General features: G+C 39.0%; 11 protein-coding genes and 1 pseudogene. 5 read left to right on the plus strand and 7 right to left on the minus strand.

Annotated features, from left to right (window positions below):
• The first annotated feature begins 20 nt into the window (after nt 1-20).
• Nucleotides 21-581, plus strand: coding sequence for a hypothetical protein (locus LIX84_RS17600; RefSeq protein WP_226421863.1), 561 nt, complete (start codon nt 21-23; stop codon nt 579-581).
• Between the two features lies 1 nt (nt 582).
• Nucleotides 583-1,821 (plus strand): DGQHR domain-containing protein, encoded by a 1,239-nt coding sequence (locus LIX84_RS17605; RefSeq protein WP_226421864.1) that lies wholly within the window; start codon nt 583-585, stop codon nt 1,819-1,821.
• A 60-nt stretch (nt 1,822-1,881) separates the two neighbouring features.
• On the opposite strand, the gene dndE is transcribed toward LIX84_RS17605, so the two are convergent.
• The 4 genes from dndE to dndB are packed head-to-tail and all read right to left on the minus strand — an operon-like array spanning nt 1,882 to nt 6,958.
• The gene (gene dndE / locus LIX84_RS17610) at nt 1,882-2,229 is read right to left on the minus strand and encodes a DNA sulfur modification protein DndE (protein ID WP_226421865.1); all 348 of its coding nucleotides are present in this window, start codon (nt 2,227-2,229) and stop codon (nt 1,882-1,884) included.
• Nucleotides 2,229-4,241 carry a DNA sulfur modification protein DndD gene (gene dndD, locus LIX84_RS17615; RefSeq protein ID WP_226421866.1) on the minus strand — a complete coding sequence of 671 codons (2,013 nt, stop codon included), beginning with the start codon at nt 4,239-4,241 and terminating at the stop codon, nt 2,229-2,231. The genes dndE and dndD overlap by 1 nt, the downstream gene beginning before the upstream one ends.
• A 9-nt stretch (nt 4,242-4,250) precedes the next feature.
• Nucleotides 4,251-5,882 carry a DNA phosphorothioation system sulfurtransferase DndC gene (dndC, locus tag LIX84_RS17620; RefSeq protein ID WP_226421867.1) on the minus strand — a complete coding sequence of 544 codons (1,632 nt, stop codon included), beginning with the start codon at nt 5,880-5,882 and terminating at the stop codon, nt 4,251-4,253.
• Nucleotides 5,882-6,958 carry a DNA sulfur modification protein DndB gene (gene dndB, locus LIX84_RS17625; protein ID WP_226421868.1) on the minus strand — a complete coding sequence of 359 codons (1,077 nt, stop codon included), beginning with the start codon at nt 6,956-6,958 and terminating at the stop codon, nt 5,882-5,884. The genes dndC and dndB overlap by 1 nt, the downstream gene beginning before the upstream one ends.
• 471 nt (nt 6,959-7,429) lie before the next feature.
• Here dndB and LIX84_RS17630 point away from each other — a divergent pair, with 471 nt between their 5' ends.
• A complete protein-coding gene (locus LIX84_RS17630) occupies nt 7,430-12,826 on the plus strand; it encodes a sacsin N-terminal ATP-binding-like domain-containing protein (RefSeq protein ID WP_226421869.1) in 5,397 nt (1,798 codons plus the stop codon).
• Nucleotides 12,827-12,939: 113 nt separating this feature from the next.
• Here LIX84_RS17630 and LIX84_RS17635 read toward each other — a convergent pair.
• The 3 genes and pseudogenes from LIX84_RS17635 to LIX84_RS17645 all read right to left on the minus strand — a co-directional run bounded on the left by LIX84_RS17635 (nt 12,940) and on the right by LIX84_RS17645 (nt 15,779).
• Nucleotides 12,940-14,960: pseudogene (locus tag LIX84_RS17635) on the minus strand (DNA phosphorothioation-associated putative methyltransferase).
• A 28-nt stretch (nt 14,961-14,988) separates the two neighbouring features.
• On the minus strand, nt 14,989-15,276 hold the full coding sequence (locus LIX84_RS17640) for a hypothetical protein (RefSeq protein ID WP_226421870.1): 288 nt from the start codon (nt 15,274-15,276) through the stop codon (nt 14,989-14,991).
• Between the two features lie 281 nt (nt 15,277-15,557).
• Complete coding sequence (locus LIX84_RS17645; protein ID WP_226421871.1) at nt 15,558-15,779, minus strand: helix-turn-helix domain-containing protein; 222 nt, start codon at nt 15,777-15,779, stop codon at nt 15,558-15,560.
• Between the two features lie 330 nt (nt 15,780-16,109).
• On the opposite strand from LIX84_RS17645, the gene LIX84_RS17650 reads away from it, so the two are divergent.
• Together LIX84_RS17650 and LIX84_RS17655 are read left to right on the plus strand one after the other, a co-directional pair.
• The gene (locus tag LIX84_RS17650; RefSeq protein WP_226421872.1) at nt 16,110-17,156 is read left to right on the plus strand and encodes an Arm DNA-binding domain-containing protein; all 1,047 of its coding nucleotides are present in this window, start codon (nt 16,110-16,112) and stop codon (nt 17,154-17,156) included.
• Between the two features lie 785 nt (nt 17,157-17,941).
• Nucleotides 17,942-18,610, plus strand: coding sequence for a DUF6998 domain-containing protein (locus LIX84_RS17655; protein ID WP_226421873.1), 669 nt, complete (start codon nt 17,942-17,944; stop codon nt 18,608-18,610).
• Nucleotides 18,611-18,697 lie beyond the last annotated feature (87 nt).

An 18,697-nucleotide genomic window follows, 5' to 3' on the forward strand; every position in this document is an offset into this window, starting at 1 on the left:
GCTGGTGGAATAGTAAGCATATGATGACGATTTTAATTTTTTTTGCAATAGCAGTCTTAATATGGGTATTGGGTCTAAAATTAGTTCCTATGCGTATTCGTGCTCACACTTTAACGGTAAGAGAGTTAATTATTACCGTGATATGCTCTGTTATACCTATTATACTTTTATCGTCTATAAATAGCTGGTTTAAACCCGATAGTTTCTTTGACGTTTTTTTCGATAACTTTAGTAGAGGTGAAGTGTTTTTATATACTTCTGCATATTTATCTACCTTCCTTATTTTTTATACTAAATCTCCCAAAAAGGTGCCTGGTATCATTTTATCTTTTGCAGCATACGCTGGAGCTATTGGGGCAATTCTATTTACATTTTCATACTCAAGCAGTGTATTTAATATGAAGTCATATGTGTCAATAGAAGTTTTAAAATTCTTTCAATTAAGCATAATTATATGTGTATTGATAGTCTGGTATTGGTGTACGCTACCTAGTTATCATCAGAGTGGCACAGCATCCCAAGTTGCACAAGAACAACAAGAACAATTAGAAACGAAATTCAATCAGGCTAGAGGAAATTAAGATGAGCGAATTTATTGAGTTGCAAGTAATTAAAGTTTCTCAGCCAATTGGTGATTTTTATGTTGGAACTATGAATGCCGAAGACCTAGTATCTATTTCATATAGAGATGTTCGAGAGATGAAAAGAGAAGTTGAAGATTATTTAGGTATTCAAAGAGAACTAAAAACAAAAAGAGTAGAAGAAATAAAAGAATATATTACATCTCTCGATTCAACATTTCCAAACTCTATTATCATCTCAATAAAGGATAAATATGTAACATATAAAGATGGAAAAATGATTCTATCTTTTGATACTTTTGAAAAAAATAGAGTGGCAAAAGTTTTAGATGGACAGCACAGACTAGCAGGGTTTCAGGAAGATAATATGCTTTTTACTGATGTTGATGGATTAGAAAAGCCATTTCAGCTCATAGTAACTATATTTGTTGGTCGAGATATTTCAACACAAGCAAAAGTTTTTGCAATGGTTAATCAGAATCAGACTAAAGTTAATCCTAGTCTTGTTTATGATTTAGAATCTTTAGCAACATCAAGAAGTCCAGATAAAACAGCTCATCAAATAGCTGTGATGTTAAATAAAGATAAATCCGGACCGTTTTATAGAAGGATTAAACGATTAGGAGTTAAAACAATAGGTCCTGATGGTAATACTGTTGATAATGAGTTATTAACACAAGCCGCTTTTGTATCCAATTTAGTTAAGTTAATATCTCCTAAACCAAAGTTGGATAGAAAATTGTTATTAGGTAAGCAGAAAAACTTTTTTGGATTCAAAGAGAAGAAGTTTTCTTTTACTGAAGAAAAATACTTAAAACGTTGTGTTTTTAGAATGAACTTTATAGAGAAACAAGATGATATTATTGCTTTGAATCTTACAAATTATTTTGAGGCAGTTTCATTTGTTTGGAATGAAGAATGGAAAAAAGAGAATAAGAAATCTGTTTTAAATAAAACTGTCGGCTATATTGCTCTAGTAAGGTTTCTAAGAGTGGTTGTTAATTTAATTAGAGGCCTTCTCGAGGAAGATTACGAATATGTTATTAGTAAGGAGCAGTATAGCTTCATTTTAAGATCAACAAAAATAGAACCTAAATTCTTTTATTCTGTTGACGCGGTGTCCAAATCATCAGGGCAGATATTTAATCAATTAAACGACAATGTATTATTTGATTATAATTTGAATGATAAAGAGCAACTAATGGAAATAAAGACCAAATTACAAGATAAAAGTAATTGATATAGTAAGATTGTCCCCTTAATTTTAATTTATGATTTAAGGTGACAATCTTATCTTTTCCTATAATGAATTTGCTAGTTTAGCCATTAGCCTATGATTCCGTATCGAAGCTATTCCATCTTCAACGTGAGCAGCCCAAGCCTGTTGGTGCTGCTTACTATCCAAATCCGGATAATATAGTTTTAACATCATTTCGGTTACGTCAGCCGTTTCACCTAGCCAAGTAAATTTATCCAATACTAATGGACCATCTAACTTGGTTTCTTCACCCGAGTATCTAAAGTCACTCTCAATCGAGCGGAAGAAGGCGATTCGAGCAGAAACGTTAGGAGTAATTCCTGTGTAGCCTTTTAGCTTTTTAAGCTGTTCTTCAGTCGAACGGGTTAAATTCATACGATTCGGTAGCATTACACTGCCTCCTGTACTGCATTTCTCCAGAAATAGCCTTGTTTTAGATGAGATGATTTGGTCTTACCATCAAAGCAAATCTCATAAGTCTTGGCGATATCATCCTGAATCAGGTTTATATAATCTTTATCGATTTCCGTATCAGTCGACAAAATTACTACTTGGTGACTGGCTGTTGGGAAATAGTTTTCAACTAACTTGTCACGGTGGTGCGAGTCCAAACGACCTAATGGTGTATCAATGATAATAGGTAGTTTACGCCCCGAGGTTTTGCCCAGTGCTTCGAGAATTGAAATCGCATAGATCTGTTTTTCACCGGCAGACATCGCTTTACGATTAATTTTGGTACCATGCTCATCGATAAGCTCAACATCAAAGGACTTCGGATTGATAGAAGCAGTAAGCTGCAAATCTTCTTTGCGAGCCAATTTTTTATATGACTCAACAAAGTGTTGTTCCAAAGATTTTACTCGTGCTTTGGTTAGCTGCTCAGCAAATGTATCCATTAATAAAATGGTATTTTGTGCATTTTCAATACTCGCATTCTTGTTGGCATTGTCACGATGTTTATCGTGCAGTTTTTGTATTTGGCGTGCTGTTTCCAGTGCCACTCGAAGCTCTTGCTTTGCTTCTTCAAGTAGTACTCGGTAATCGTTGCATAAGTCTTGTTTCTTCTTATCTTTGGCTCGGATCTTCTCTAACGTATCTTGCAATTGTTCTTTTTCAGGTGCACGTGCTACATTCTGTGATATATGGTCTAGTTGATCTTCGACTTCCGATAGGCGATGACGAGCTTTATCAAAACGCTGGAATGAATGAATACCACTTTGATTGATTTGGTAGTCAATTGCGTTTGCCTGGCGTTCTGAAATGTCTAACAGTAGTTGTTCGTCATCATGCTTAATATAGTCGTTAAAGCAGTCTGTAACAGCTTCCATGGCGACAGACGAGTCTGTTAAACGAAAGCCGAGATCTTTACGAAGTGTATCTAGAAATCCATCCAATTCTTTAGTAAAGGATTGGCGCTGTTTAACAGTTTTCTCTTTTTCAATCTGTACCAATAGCGACTTCATAGCATTTGGTGCGAGAGCAAAGGGTAGACTGGTTTCCATCTCCATACGGATATGTTTCTCTAATTCGACTTTTTCTTTTAACAATTGGTCGATCTTGTCTTGCTCTTGCTCACGTGTTTGTGCCCAAGCACCACCGTTGCTCGAGAGCTCGGCTTCCAGTTTTTGTATCTGCTGCGATTCATGTTCAATTTGAATCAGTACCTGATTGGCTTCATAACGTAACTTCTCAGAACTGCGTTCATGCTGAATACGTTTTCCATCCAAACTATCAAGTTGCTGTTTGATTGATTGCTCAAGTAATGAAGCACCATGCTTTTTGAGGTAGATATTGAGGTCGCTTTTGAGTTTCGCGATCACATCCAGACCCAACAAGCGTTTCACTGCTGTATTGAGCACGGTACCTGACTCATCTTCAGCGAGTTCAGCAATCTTTTCTCCATCAAAGAAGAACAGATCTGCGATGCCGTTTGGTATCAGCTCATTTAAAAAGCCTTGGCACTGATCGTAGCTTAGTTCAGTAAGAAGTTGTCCATCTTGCTCAAGCGTTAAGTTGTCTGATTTACCACGTTTCCAGCTACGTGTAATTTTATATAGGTTTTCGCTTCCAGCTTGGTTATGAGTGAATTCTAACTCTATGTATGCCGTTTCAGGCGCATTGATACCATTACCCTTGTGGATCAATTGAGATAGCTCTTCGACATACTCATTGTTATGTAGAGGCTTACCAAAAGATTGTCGGCCATAAAGAGCAAGACGAACGGCGGTCAGGATAGACGTTTTCCCCGCACCATTTAGACCGCCAAATAAAATAATAGGGCGTTCTGAGCCAGGTACAGTTTCTCCTGACATGTGATAGATAGGCTCTGAAGGGGTTAGATCTATCTCATGAAGTCCACAAAAGACGCGAAAATTATTAAGACTTAGTTTGGTAATTAACATCGTTGTGGCCTAAAACTCTTTTTTCATGGCTAGTTCAATTTCTTCTAACTGCTGATTGTATCGGTCGATTTCTTTTTGGTGCACATCATATTCTGCACGGCTCTGAAGTCCGGAGTGCTTTTCTTTAATCGATTCTAGGCTCCCCCAATCTTGTTTGAGTAAAGTCGCAATTTTCTCACTTATGCCACTACGTCGACTTAAGCCTTCCATTGATACTTCAAGTTCAATAAGCTTCATAACCATTTCTGGTTCGATATCGAAATCTTCGCTTAGCTCAGAGAGCAACTCCGCTTCATTTTTGCCAAAACTGGCTCCGTCATCGTAGACCCAATCTAAGTCAAAACCGTATATCTCTTTAAAAAGACCAGGTAGTGAGTCGTTCCAATCTGGTTCATTTGGATCGTGCAACCACTCTTGACGAATCGCATGTAACTCTGGTGCAGTGATGAGCTCAATTTCACGTTGCTCATCTTTGAATTGTTTATCCAGCTTGAGTAATTCAGTTATCCATTGCTTACGATATTTCAGCCAGTAAGGACCAGGAACGTGCTTGCGTTCGGCGGTGATATCTTCTCCATCTTTAGCGTATTGGTAGGTGACCTTACCTGTACGGCGTTTAAAGTTGCGGAACTCATCTTTATTTGCAGGATCTGTGGTAAAAGCTAGCTTGTTTCTGAACTCCAACAATGGGCTCATCCACTCTTCACCATTTTCGATAAGGCTTTCCATTGCTCTATCCTTGGTGACGACGGTACAAGTCCAACAACCAAAGCGTGAGTTGCCACATGATGGCGTCGTTTCGTCGATTACCATTGGGCATTCACCTTGACCAGATGAGTCCTTATACAGGTTCCATAGAGTTAAGTTTTTCCCACCCCACGGATTTTCCCATTCGAGTTTATAAAGATCTTTCCAGATATTTTTGACGCCATATGGAGTATCTTGGGTATCTAGATGACATAAACGTAGAATTTTCCAAACGTCATCAACCGACCAGGTATCTATTGGTGTAAAAATAAATGCGTTAGCCAGCGTGGTATGGCGAGCTAGACGGGAGCCTTCGATTTTATGTTTAGCAATAACCTGAGCACGAGAGGCACTTTCTTGGCTTCGAGAACCCAGTACAACAATAACTTCATCGTATTTAGAGACGGTTGACTTGATAAAGTCACTGACCGGGTCAATTTTCATCCGCTCTGTACACCAACGGAATGAGCGAGTTGGTGCTGGATAGCCTTTTCCTAATAGATTTGTCCAGAAGGTATCGTTGCTTTTGGGAACCACTTTATGAGTGGTAATTGGCAAACCATCTCTCTTGGCTCCGCGCTCAATAGCATTCAGTGAGTCTTTAATGTGATTGACGACCACTGGTGTTTCAACGAGTGTATCCGAAGAGACGACAAATACAGGTTTATGACGTTCTTCCTTTGGTAATCCTAGAAGGGCCATATAGACCAAAGACATAACAGCAGATGAATCTTTACCACCACTATACCCGATAACCCAAGGACGCTTGTCTGCACAATACACACGTTGTACGTCAGCAATGTAATGGTTAAGTTTTTGGCCAGCGAAGTTCTCTTCATTGATGAACTCGATGTAATCATCAAGGTCTTCGGCTAGTAATAGTTGTTCGGTCATTACAGTTGCTTCTCTAGTACTTTTTCTTCTGGAGTTAGTGCTAAGCCTAACTTGATTTTTAATGCATTACTGGTAAGGGTTATGTTGGTCGTAGATTTGGATATCCGCCCATGGTTCATGGTTCTTTTTATCCAATCGGGATTTGCCTTACGCCAGTCGACGGATTGTAACTGTTTTAAACGAGATTCCCAGTCATTTGGGTGCTCACTTAGTAATTGTTTGCCCAGGATACCTAAAGCTTGTAAACCAACACCATGTGCATGGATGAATTCTTGGCGCAGTTGACTAGGTGAGACTTCTTTATTAATCATCATTTGCCAGTCAGGAATGTATTGCGTGACAGATTTCCAATATTTAACGGAAAGTTGTTGTTCAGCTGTAGTGAACCCGTCTTTCGGGCCTTTGCTTAACAATGCTTTAGTTGCCTGCTTGATGGCGCTCAACGTGAATAGCTTGTTCGATTTAGGACTAACATTTGATTTTTCCATCTCTGTAAAACCAATAAAAGGTTCTACTTCCATGGCTAAGAAACGAGCTAATTCTGAGCTCTCATCTCGATGATCATAAAGAGTCCCTAAAGAAGTACTTGGTTTGACCGCATATTTGTTCAAATCAGCAAACATCTGTTGGCTACGTTCAAGTCCTTCGTCTACAAAGAAAAGTACAGGGAGGTTATCATGCCCGAGGTCAGGGTTTTCTCTTAATGCCTCATCAATGGCTTTTCTTCTATGTTGCCCATCATTGATTAGGATTTGTGCATCCATTGGAATTTTAAGTACGCCTAGATTAGGGGCATCCCCGATTTCTTCAAAAGAGATTGATGTACCTACTGACGCGGTTAAGGCTGAAAAAACATAATCTTTTGGGTTATCTAAGAGGTATTTAACCATCTCTGGAATTCTAGTTTTATTCAGAGTACGTTGTGCACGAAGCTCCGGTGGAACATCGTCTTCGTTGTAGCTAAATATCTTTGGCACTATACGCAGAGGGCAAGTGGCGATATAGAATGGGCGCCCAGCTTGAACTCCTCTTACTGCAGGAAATGAATAGCAATATCCAGAATCATTCATGTTCATAACAGTTTCCAAGGTATGTCATTTTCATGTATAGTATGTTATTTTTGACAAAATGATAAGCTGATACTGATCGAATTTTTTGATATTTAGTCCGTTTGGATGAAAGTTATACAGATGACGTAAACTTCTAATCAGTACCAAACTCTTACAACTTAGTCACTTTTCAACAGCCAAATTTAGGTTTGTGACATAGTCTTCAATTGCAGTATGTTATCTATTAACCAACAGACCATTGAAGAATCTTGTCTGCACGGAGCAAAATGTTTCTAATTATCGTAGTGTTTATGGGTTATTGTTCGATTTAGTAACGGGTATATGTTGGATGTATTCGTCATTTCTTTGAACTCTGTCGGTGTAGGTTTTTAATGGATTAATAATAGTATTAGTAATAGCGTAGTCCAGTTTGAACTGGAGTTTGAACGATTTCTCCAATCAAAGTTATCTATTAATGAGCAGGTCATAGGGACGTTCATGAATTTCATATCGACAAAAGAAATTATTAACAAAAAATATGCCGAACAGATAAACTCACGTTCATTAAATATTCTCGATAACTACATCAACGGTGTTGAGAAAAATGTCAATGTCCACGCTAGTATTAATTCACTTGCCGAACAGATATCACATGATTACTCAGAACGTATTCCTATAGAGCTCATTCAGAATGCCTACGATGCCCAAAGGGGCAGTATGGGCCCTAAAGATATCCATATTGAACTTGATGTAAATGGAAGTGAATTCGGAACCCTCTATATTGCAAATCGTGGAACCCCTTTCACTAAAAAAAACTTTATAGCTATCTGTGAAATCGCTCAGAGTAGCAAATCACCCGACGAGTCAATCGGCAACAAAGGAATCGGTTTTCGCAGTGTTCTTCAGGTGTGTGATTCGCCAAAGATCTATTCTATGGATCCGGAGAACAAATCACGGGATTGCTTTAACGGCTTCTGCTTTTCATTTGCCAATGATCATGAGTTAAAAACTTTACTCGAAGCCACCGATCAAGTTCAGTATTTTGAGAGAGCCAACAAAGAGGTCTCAAAGTTATCTCTTCCTGTCCCTCTGAATGAACAGAATTCGAAAATAAAAGAGTTTGCTGCCGAAGGTTATTCCACACTCATAGCTTTGCCTTTGAATAAGGAATCAGCGACTCAAGAAATCCTTAACCAATTGCAATCACAACTGATAGAGTGCGAAGTGCCCGTACTTCTTTTTCTTGAAGAAGTCGATAAGCTTATTGTCAAGACAGGTCCTGATCCTCAAGATTGTCATGAACTTGTTCGGCAGCCAGAAGATTTTACATTAGATTTTTCATCTACCTCAGATGATGCTCAACTGGTCGAGCTGGGCAAATTTGGTTCCTATTTAGTTCTTTCAGCAGAACTTAATTCCCAGGAGCTTCATAAGTCTATTGAAGAAAGTATAGAACGCAGTCTTCTGCGAGAAAACTGGCGTGACTGGAAAGGCAAAGCTCATGTATCTCTTGCAATTCCCTTAGAGGATTTGGAAAATCGGACGTTCCGCTTTTACAACTTCTTGCCAATGGGAGCTGATGCCAAATCTCCAATTAATGGACATCTGAATGCGCCTTTTTATACTGACGCCAATCGCAAGATGGTTAAGCACGATATTCCTCTCAACCGCTTTTTCATTGAAGAAATTGTGAAGTTATCCATCAGAAGCATTTTAGCTCTTGTAGAAAAATACAAAAGAGAAAAAAAGCCAAGAGCAGTTTTTGAGCGATGCTTGGTTGACCTGTTATGTTGGCGAGGAGAGTTTGTTGAAGATATATGCTATGAAGATCTATTAGTTGAGTCTTTTAAGGCTTACAGACTGGATTTAAAAGAAGCTAACATACTTCCTATTGATAATGGTTATGAGCCAAAATTGAGTAGTTTATCGAGAATTTATTCTTGGGAAGATTCTTCACTTCAACTTCTTAAAAGAAAGTTAATTCTGAAATATACAGGCGCCCACTTGCTGACCAAAAATATTTCTCAGCAACGCCTTCAACGCTTACATAAACTCTGTGATATTTTTTTTGATGTGGGAATAACACCGTCAGCTGAGGTTCTGCCAAATTGGTTCGAAGCTATAGCTCAGGGATTGCATAAAGAAGAAGTTACGCTGCAGGACTGGGAGCTTTATTACGAAGACTTGGCTGTTGTGTTTAAGGACATTGTGAATCCTCAAAAGCATCTTGATGGTAGAGAATTCCTTCTTACTGAAGGAGGTGTTCTTCGAAAATTTTTCTTAGATGAGCAAAAAGCTAGGCATGAGAAAAAACCTTTAGTTTACTTCCGCGGAGTCCAAGGAATTACGGACGAGGTGGAAATCAATGTACCTGGTAAGCTCCAGCGCTACTTTTCCTTCATGCACTCAGGTTTGAACTGGCGTAAGCCTAAGAGGAACGAAAACCGAGAATCACATTTCTTTTTGGAAAAAAACCAAATCATTAAAAAGTACGAGGCAGCTGATCTGTTGAGAAATATCAAGCAGATTATGTCGACTACTCGGAGTGATCCAGTTCGTTCCCAAGCTTTAGTTTGGGTATTTAACCTCCTTAGAAATACATCATACAATCAAAAACCAAAACTCAATGACCTGGACCTTTATGTACCTTCCCAGACAAAGGAGTGGATTCCGGCATCTCAAGCTTTTTTCTCCCAAAGATGGGAAACTGAATGCGGCTCAGATCTTGAGAAACTGCTAGGAGAATGCGGGCCTCTTTCTGAAGATGTGGCTTTAATCAAGACATTGCTGATTGAAGAGCCGATGAAATGGCCGAAAACAGTTACTGATATAGAAGCGTGGAAAGAATTTCTAAAAGGAATCGGGGTTCGCGATGGCTTTCATCCACAGCCATTAAAAGCAAACTTTATGCGAGAAGGGAATGGTAGTTGGTTTAGTGCAACATATTTGGTTGAAAAAATGGGTTTAACTGAGGACGACCAAAAAGCTTATCTCCGAGAAGTAGAGCACTATGATCTCAATATAAGAAACCCAAGAACAGTGCATTCATTTATTACTGATTTTTATGCCTTGCCTGGGCAGAAAGATTATGGTGAGTTTTCTTTTGAGGCGCGAAAACTTTACGCCCGCCTAATTATAAAGAGTTTTAATCTTTGGTCACCTGAGACTCTAAAAACTGTATTAAGAGGTCAAGGAGGTGCATCACACATGATATATGAATGGCCGACACCTTGTCTGGCTTTTCTCAAAGAACGAAATTGGTTACCAGTACGCGGGAATGAATCTATTTTTAAAAAACCTTTGGATTCATGGTATTACCCAGTATCTGATAAAAGACAGCCGAGCTTTATTCCTTTTATACTTGATTCCGTCGCCCAAGAAATTACTACTCATTCATTGGCTAAAAGGTTTCAGGCACTTTTAGGTATGCATATTTGGAATTGTACCTCTGAGTCTTTGAATCAGGTGTATCTTTTGGGGAAAGTTTTTCCGACGATTAGCACCAGTCGACATGATGTTTTTCGTCATGAATATCGTGACGTATGGAGCCTGTTATTATCCGAGAACGAACATGAAGGACATTTTTCTGATGATTTCCCCTTAGTTATCGAATATGAAGGACGCCTTATTTCAAATACTCTTTCAGAGTACCGCGGAGACAACCGTACCTTTATCTTTAAAGATGAAAATTCACAGGCGTCAATGGATGTACTCGATGAACTTGATTGTTATCAATTGGCAATTAGTAAAGTTGCTAACCGTAAGAGACTGGAAACTCTTTGCGATTTAACTCAGATTTCGTTTAAAAGAGCTGATGAGCTTCAGGTAAGTGTTCTTATAAACGGTCAACCTATTTCGGAATCGTCTAATATCCATAACTTTCTAGATACAGCTGGTTCTTGGTTTAAAGATTTCCTTATTTTGACTGTATATGCCAAAGCACCATTCGAAAACATGAAAACGCCTAAAAGGCGCGAAGAACTTGTGACTGATCTGCAAAGACTTCGCTTCATTTCGACATCTGACCTGACTGTAACGGTGGATGACCAAAGTGTCTCCATTCCCCACATTTTTTCCAAAGCTTTTCCTTATAAAACAGACCATGGAATATACCTCATCATAGATGATGAAGTGATGAGCTTATCTGTTGAATATTTTCTAGATGCGACGATCCCTGCTCTTTGTTACTTATTAAATATTACTAGTCTTAAAGACTCATTGGGGCTTGCTCTTTATAAACTAAAGGATCTGCGTGGTTCACTGTCTTCTCTGGTTGAGTTGAAGGTAGAAGAGCAGTCAGAACTGTTCAACATGAAAAAATCCATCGTCAAAGAGGTAATTGACGGAGTTCGTTCCGACAGTCAACTTTTGTGGCAAAAATTGAAGCCAGCTCTCTGTTATTTTTCTGAGGATTATATTGAATGGCAGGATCTTGGTGACAGAAGTCTTCAAGATTATCTTATTAGGACTCTGCCGGAAGACATGCTTAAGTCTATTGGGGTTCTAAAAGAAATAGAGGAAGCTATTTTACAAGCAGAAAACTGTTATGGAGTCCGAGATGCTCTCAGCCTGGACTTCGCACGTTTCAATGGTGTCCTTAAACGCCTCGGTACCTTCTATCAGGTAGATAATAAGTTAGAGGAGCATCAAAGGTACCTAACTTCGTTTAAAGAATCTTGTCGTGAACAAATTCTTGAACCTATCCGTAATCACTTTTACAGACTTTTTCATAATAGAGAAAAGCTTTCTTCTTACGCTTTATTAAGAACTCTGGAGAGTTTGATAATCCCTAATGAGTGGGGAACGCAATATCTTTCAATAAATAGCGAGTTAATAGAAGAGCTTCTTTATGACTGGTATTCTTATAACAGCATTGATTACAGTAGGTCATGGGATTTGCCCCCTTTGAAAGAAGTTCGTGAAAATAATCGAATGTTGGCACAAGAGTTTCAGAAAACCTTTAAAGATATCCTAGGCTGCTGGGCTCAAGAAAACCATCATTCTGTAGCTGACTGGACGAACTCTTCCTCGAAATTGGCTGTATGGGATATTCTCGATATTCAGGCTATAGCAGATTTTGAACTTTTGGACTTCGTCACCATTAGTAAGTGGCTGCAGCAAAGTGGCGACTGGCCAAAGGAGATGCTCGCCAGCGAGAACCTACATGATTGGGGACTTAGCAAAGGACAATTAGACATATTTACCAATAAAGAAGAATTTCTGAAGAGTGAACGAGAGAGAGAACGTTCAAGTATTGTTGTTGATGGTGAAACAGTTTTGGCGAAAGAAGAAAACTTTACTGAGCTTGCACAGTTAATTCAAAGTGGTATTTCGCAAGATTTCCTAAATATCAGCAAGCGTATTAATAATTTAGATGAGTTTAAATCCGCATCGGCAGGACATGGCCATAGCAAAGGGGCACCTTATTCAGGAAAAGGTAAACCTTTTAAGAATAACCCGATAAAAACTAAAGCTATTGGTTTTATCGGTGAAGTACTCGCCTTCGAATGGCTCAAAGCTAATTATTCTGAATGTACAGAAAACAGTTGGTGTTCAGGTTACCGTAATAAGGCTTTGGGTGGAAATCAAGGTGATGATAGCCTTGGCTATGACTTTAATATCAAGCAAAAAAGCCAGGAATACTTTTTTGAAGTCAAAGCAACAGTTGAAGGTGTTGGAGCTTACAATCAGATTGAGATGGGAGAAACGGAGATCCGCAAGGCGCAAGAATGTGCTGGGGAAAATAGGAAGTTATACCGAATTCTCTTTATAACTAATTCAAATGATTCAGCGATGAGGAAAATTCATGTTCTACCAAACCCGTTCAGCCATGATGGAATTAAAAACTATCGAACAGTTGGTACTGGTATCCGATATAGGTTCAGTATTAATTGAGCTCTGATTAAAAAACAGGTACTCCTGGGGCTCTGGAAAGAATTAATAAGAGATACTTTTTACTTAGTAGAGTAAAGGTCAATTCCATAATGTTTAGGTTATGAGTTAATCTATTATTGCGTGTTACAAATACGATAACCTGAGATCGCTTTATTCAGTTTAGCTAACAGTACGTCATATTCAATGCGTGAGTAAATGAGTTCTTCATTGACATTTTCATCAAGTAATTTCGCTAATCGCTTATCGAAGTTTGCTTGTAATTGATAGTTTTCTGAATCTATCGATATAAAGAGGTGTTTGTTTAAAAGTGGGGGACGTTTTTGTTCATTAACGTAATCAAAAAAATCGATATCTTGTTCTGCCATTTTGATTTTAATTCTCTCGACCAAGAACGGAACTGATTTTTCGAAGTCGTCATAAGCCGTGAGGGTGAGTTTACCGGAAGTAATATGGATTTTTATTAAGTCAATTTCGTTATCTAGTTCTCCATACATTTGTAAACCGGCTCCAACGTAAACACGGAGTAACAATGGTAGCTCATTAATGTAATCACGATGAAAAATTAATGAGTGCCCTTCATTTAGCAAACTAGCCGGTAGCTGTGAATGGGCTTTTTCACATTGTTTGTTGATTAGTTCGGTATCTGCAATGGCAAACAGTAACTCAGCGGCAAGGTTGATCGCTGTTTTATAGTCATCAAATAGAGCTTTAATGTCTCTCTTCAGTGATTCAGGTTGCTGAGTATAAGGCTTTCTTTTCTCAAATAGTCCCATCGCAAAGTAAAGCAATAGATCTTCTTTTCGGCTTTTTTTGCTTGCTCAAACTTTTTGGTATCGAACATTTCTTGAAGTATGCTGAAGACTCTTTTGTGGGAGCCAATCAGTTCTTTCACTCTATCTGAAAGTTCGAACTCATCATTAGCTGGAATACGTCCGAGCTCTAAGCAAACATTCCAAAATTCGTCGAATAGCTCTTGGTTCTGAGTGATTAGTAACTTAGCTTTATCTTTAGCATCTACTGGCTCTGGTGTGGTTAGTTGCTGCCAGTTGTGGTGACGTTTGTACTTGCCTTGTAGGTAAAGCTGTTCTTCGATTTTGTCTCTAAAAATATAGAAAATACCTGGTGCTGCAGTGATAGCCTCTTCTTGAAGGCTTCTCTCTATATAGCTTTTAATTTCTGATTGAGCGTAGTATTTTTGAAAGGTGTTACGAGAAGTGATAATCCCATCTTTGTATGGTTTGAATTGGGCAATGTAGTTTTCGTTTGCCAGCATTACCGATACAACAAGGAATTTATCGGTTAACTCCCATGCCCCTAATAAAGCCTCTAATCGTTCATCTGGGTCTTCTATAACATTGAGTACAAAACCAAGGTTGACGATGTCAGAATTCACCTTGTCGTTATCAGGTTGGAAATTCGGGTCCCAGCCTAATGCGTCTAACCCGTGAGCCTCTAACTCTCGTAAATCGCCGCCTCGGCCACAGCCATAATCAAAGATAGAATAAGAGCCTTCAAGATAACCGTGTTTTACGAGTGATTTCATTGGGGAAGATAGTTCATGTCTGACTAATGCTGTTTTATGTCGATCAATACCTGATTCATGTTGTTGAATTACGGCAGAGCTACGGAATAATCGGCCATCAACTAACTCATAACCATGCAGAGCAATTAAGTTCTCCCAAGAACGTTTGAATCCTATTATTCGACTATTCTGATATAGGCCTGCGTTTTCTCCTTCTTGAGTGATGGTAGAGAAATGGTCATAAAATTTATTTTGTGGCAGAACCATAGTCTCTTTACGATGCAAGATCGGTGGGTTATCAGTTCCTTCATAGGTTGTTATTTTATGACTAAGTTTTGATAAATTGACATTCAGACTTTGTCTCAGTACAGGGTATGAATCACTATAAAAATCAGGATAGTGTAGTAGAGATAGGCGAAACTCTTTTTTGAAAAGTTTGACTAAATTCCAGTTGTCATCTTCCAAACTTACAGCTTTTGCTACTGCTGTAACAAACTGTGTTAAATCATGGGGGATAGCACTGAAGGCATCTCTATGGATATAGATAGCGTCAGGTAGGTGTTTCCCAATGTTTATCTGAGAGATGAGTTTAGCAAACAGTTCTTCGTTCATTTCTTAACTCTAGCGGCTTTTTGCAGAATTATAAATTATCGAATAAGGTTCGTGCAGCAACGCCCTTAGCGCTTTTTGTATTTACCCGAACACCATCGTCACGTGTTTTTCTGATTAACGCATAGCGTGTATTATTTGGTCCAATGCTAATGTGGGTCGGTTTACTTTCACCATAAAAGTAAAGTCGATCAAACTCCAAGTTGTTGCAAATATACTTGGCTATTTCTCCCATATTCGATTCGTATCCTTCGACTATAACGTCACATGCAGCGCCATCTCTTTTACAAATTCGATTGCCGTGCGCATTCATTTCCATAGCAGCGTGCTGATCGATTCTCGGAGCGGTATGTTGTGGGCTATATTTTTGAATCCAGTGCATTAATGGATAAGACGTAAACCCATATGTTATCGAGATAGGGCCGAATTCAAGTTCGATAGGGGTGAGTAGTTTATTGATTAGTAAGTGGAGTTGAGTGTCAGAACTCGGATTGGCATAATTTCCCGCTAGATAGGATGGGTGGGAGTTAATATGCCAATCTATCAGGGCGTCATAGAGCCTAATATTTGACATATTTACCTATCAAAACATGGGGGTGACTAGACTTTCTCATAGGTTATTAAATCCTCAATTTTACAATCAAAATACTGGCATAGAGAATCCAGAGTTTTAGTTGTCGTTGTATACCCCTCGTCACGAATCATTTTAGCCATTGCAGAGCGCTGGATACCGATTTCGTTCGCAATTTCTGCTCCAGAAATTTTTCGCCCTTCTTTTGCTGACTTCTCTTCGATTAATGTTTTTAGGTTATATCTAATCAATTAATTATTCCATAATGGCCCTACAGTGTATCTTGATAAGACACAAGTGCCGTATTATATTGACCTCGTGTCCTGATAAAACACAATTTATGGAGGTCAAAATGGACCAAACACTATTAACGGTGAAAGAGCTCGCAGCTCGGATCAAATTTAGCGCCAACTATATCAATTCTAAACTGCGAGACTCTATCTTCATCGAAGGTAAGCACTACATTCGACCCTTTAATGGTAGAAAAATTCTGTACATATGGGAAGAGGTAGAAGCTGAATTATATCAAAGTGCTACACGAAACGCCGTATATATACCAATGGCAGCGGGGAGGATTTGCTATGGGTAGTGTAAATTCACGTGGCTCTAAGCTTTATTTGGATTTCAGATACTGTGGAGTCCGTTGCCGAGAACAAACGCTTTTAACTGACACAGCAGCGAATAACCGTAAACTCACGAAGTTAGTGAATCAGATTGATGCCGATATCCGTTTAGGGTGCTTTGTTTATAGCGAATACTTTCCAGAATCTAAAAATACCACCAAGTTCGTAAAAGAAGATATTCAGTCTCGACGTAAGAAAGAGGAGCTTTTGGGGGCTTACAAAACGGCTTCCAAAGAGCTTCAAGGAATCACCACTATTTCGTTTGAAGACTTTGCACATGAGTGGTTTGCTGAGAATGAAGTGAGATGGAAGACCAGTTATGTAAGCAGTATGAGGATATACTTGTTTAGTTACCTTGTCGGTGAGTTTGGTGACGTGAATGTAGATCAAATTAGTCGCCCAGATATTTTAAAATATCGAGCAAAGCTAATGCAGCCTAAACCTGATGGAACAAAGCTCTCTACAGATTTTGTAAATCACGTAATGACGCCATTGCGTATGATTCTGCGTGAAGCCGCAGATAGATATGGATTCCGCTGTCAGTTTGAAAATATTAAGCCTCTATGTGTTGAGAAGCGTGATGTAAACCCCTTTACTCTAGAAGAAGTTATGGAGTTTCTATCTACAGTGAAGAGTGAATATCGAAACTACTTTACGGTACGCTTTTTCACCGGAAAGTGGCGTTACGTGGATTTTCGTCTTGGTTTAGTAAGTGTGAGAGAAACTTACGTTCAGGGCCAAATGGATACTACAAAAACTCTGGGGTCTGCGCGAGATATTAAAATGTCGAGTATGGTTGTCGAGGCGCTCAAGGAGCAATATGAGCTGACTAGTGGAGGTGAATATGTGTTCTGCAATGCTGAAGGCAACCCTCTAGATAAGGGGAATATTCGAGACAGAGTGTGGAAGCAGACCCTAAAAAAGATGGGCATTGCTTATCGCCGTCCGTATGAAACACGTCATACGGCAGCAACGCTTTGGTTGGCAGCAGGGGGAGGCGCCTGAATGGATTGCCCGTCAAATGGGTCACTCCAATACTAAGATGCTATTTGAAATATATAGCCGTTATGTACCGAACTTAACGCGTCAGGATGGCTCTGCTTTTGAGCGTCTACTTAGTGAAGCAAAGGGGCGTACATTATGAAATTCAACGCTATTACCGTGCACTGCACCAGTCTGTGTTTAGATGTGATGACTCAAGAGAGATTTCATCAATATTCAGTCGATGATATAAAAGAGTTCAGACATGATGTCTATATACAAATACTGAATCGTCTTGATACTTCGATGGGCAATACTTACGACAGCTATACTATCGCGAGTACTTTAGCTGATGAAGTAGTGGGTATTTTTTTATCATATCACCGGTGCGCGATGCCATTTACCGCTAATAGTATTTTGATGAAGATTCAAAATTGTATATTAGGTTGTCGACATAGGGACCATTGACCTAAAAGTAACGGGATTTGACTCAACATATAACGCACCAACTGCTGGTGCGTTAAAGTTTCTAATGATAGGTGAATCTTGTTTCTCTGTAAGTTGTATATTTTTATCTTCGAATTGAGGGTAAACCTCTTTCTATGATTTTGGGCGTTCTGATTTTTAATGAGACATGGCGTCTATGGGCAGTCAACCGCTTTATTTATGGCACCTAAGCCATTTGTTGCCATTTCTGAGTTTAGGTAGCTCTGTATATCACTTTCCTAAGTCGTAAGTTGACTTACTTCCTAACGGTTATAGGGTAATTTATATATTTTGTCCTCTTTAGAATAATCAGGAGGTTGTTTATGGCTTTAACTCAGATTCAAGTAATCCAGTCACTTGGAGAGTCAATGTCCTGGCTTGAACGCGAGCTACACTGGGGAGTACCAATTACAGAACTCAGACATTTAACTGGACGAATTGGTGAACTCTATGCCGCCTTGATAACAAACGGTCAAATGGCTACAGAGGTCAATCAATCCGGGTACGATGTGGTTAGTGCCGAGGGTGAGCGAGTTTCAGTTAAGACGACGGGTCGACTGAGTAATAGCGGTCATATTTCTTTTAATCCGAATACATTAGAATATGTTGATCGTGTAATTATTTTACGAATCAATCTTGAAGAGATGCAAATTGAAACATTGTTTGACGGCAGTGTTAGCGAAGCAAGGTCACTAATGTGTACTTCGGGTAAAAGCTCGAAGTATTCACTGTCATTAAGCAAGCTAGCCAACCCCAAACATATAGAAAGAGAAATTCCTAACGTTAAAGAAGCCTGCTGGGGTCAGTATCAAATCGTAGAGCGTGAAAATGGCTCAATCGAGGTTCTTAAAGATGGTAAGTCACTGTCTCCTACCAAACCACATTTACGGCTTATGGCTAAAGATCTCTCAATATCAACACATAACAGCAATGGTAACCCTTACAACACGAGGCAGTTAGGCAGTTTAGTCATTCGTGAATTAATAGACTAATAAGGTACTGTTTCATTTAAAAAACTGTGCGTCCCCTCAGGGGGGGAGAATTAGAAAGCATTTGCTCCATTGCATGGCGCAAGGGTG

The organism is Vibrio sp. E14, assembly GCF_020515785.1.
Lineage (GTDB): Bacteria > Pseudomonadota > Gammaproteobacteria > Enterobacterales > Vibrionaceae > Vibrio > Vibrio diabolicus.

Bases quoted from the DNA above. Each gene is read 5' to 3' on its own strand.
- LIX84_RS17640 (WP_226421870.1), bottom strand. From the start codon at position 15,276: ATGGAAATGAATGCGCACGGCAATCGAATTTGTAAAAGAGATGGCGCT.
- LIX84_RS17650 (WP_226421872.1), top strand. From the start codon at position 16,110: ATGGGTAGTGTAAATTCACGTGGCTCTAAGCTTTATTTGGATTTCAGA.
- dndB (WP_226421868.1), bottom strand. From the start codon at position 6,958: ATGAACATGAATGATTCTGGATATTGCTATTCATTTCCTGCAGTAAGA.
- LIX84_RS17655 (WP_226421873.1), top strand. From the start codon at position 17,942: ATGGCTTTAACTCAGATTCAAGTAATCCAGTCACTTGGAGAGTCAATG.
- dndD (WP_226421866.1), bottom strand. From the start codon at position 4,241: ATGTTAATTACCAAACTAAGTCTTAATAATTTTCGCGTCTTTTGTGGA.
- LIX84_RS17605 (WP_226421864.1), top strand. From the start codon at position 583: ATGAGCGAATTTATTGAGTTGCAAGTAATTAAAGTTTCTCAGCCAATT.
- dndC (WP_226421867.1), bottom strand. From the start codon at position 5,882: ATGACCGAACAACTATTACTAGCCGAAGACCTTGATGATTACATCGAG.
- LIX84_RS17630 (WP_226421869.1), top strand. From the start codon at position 7,430: ATGAATTTCATATCGACAAAAGAAATTATTAACAAAAAATATGCCGAA.
- dndE (WP_226421865.1), bottom strand. From the start codon at position 2,229: ATGCTACCGAATCGTATGAATTTAACCCGTTCGACTGAAGAACAGCTT.
- LIX84_RS17600 (WP_226421863.1), top strand. From the start codon at position 21: ATGATGACGATTTTAATTTTTTTTGCAATAGCAGTCTTAATATGGGTA.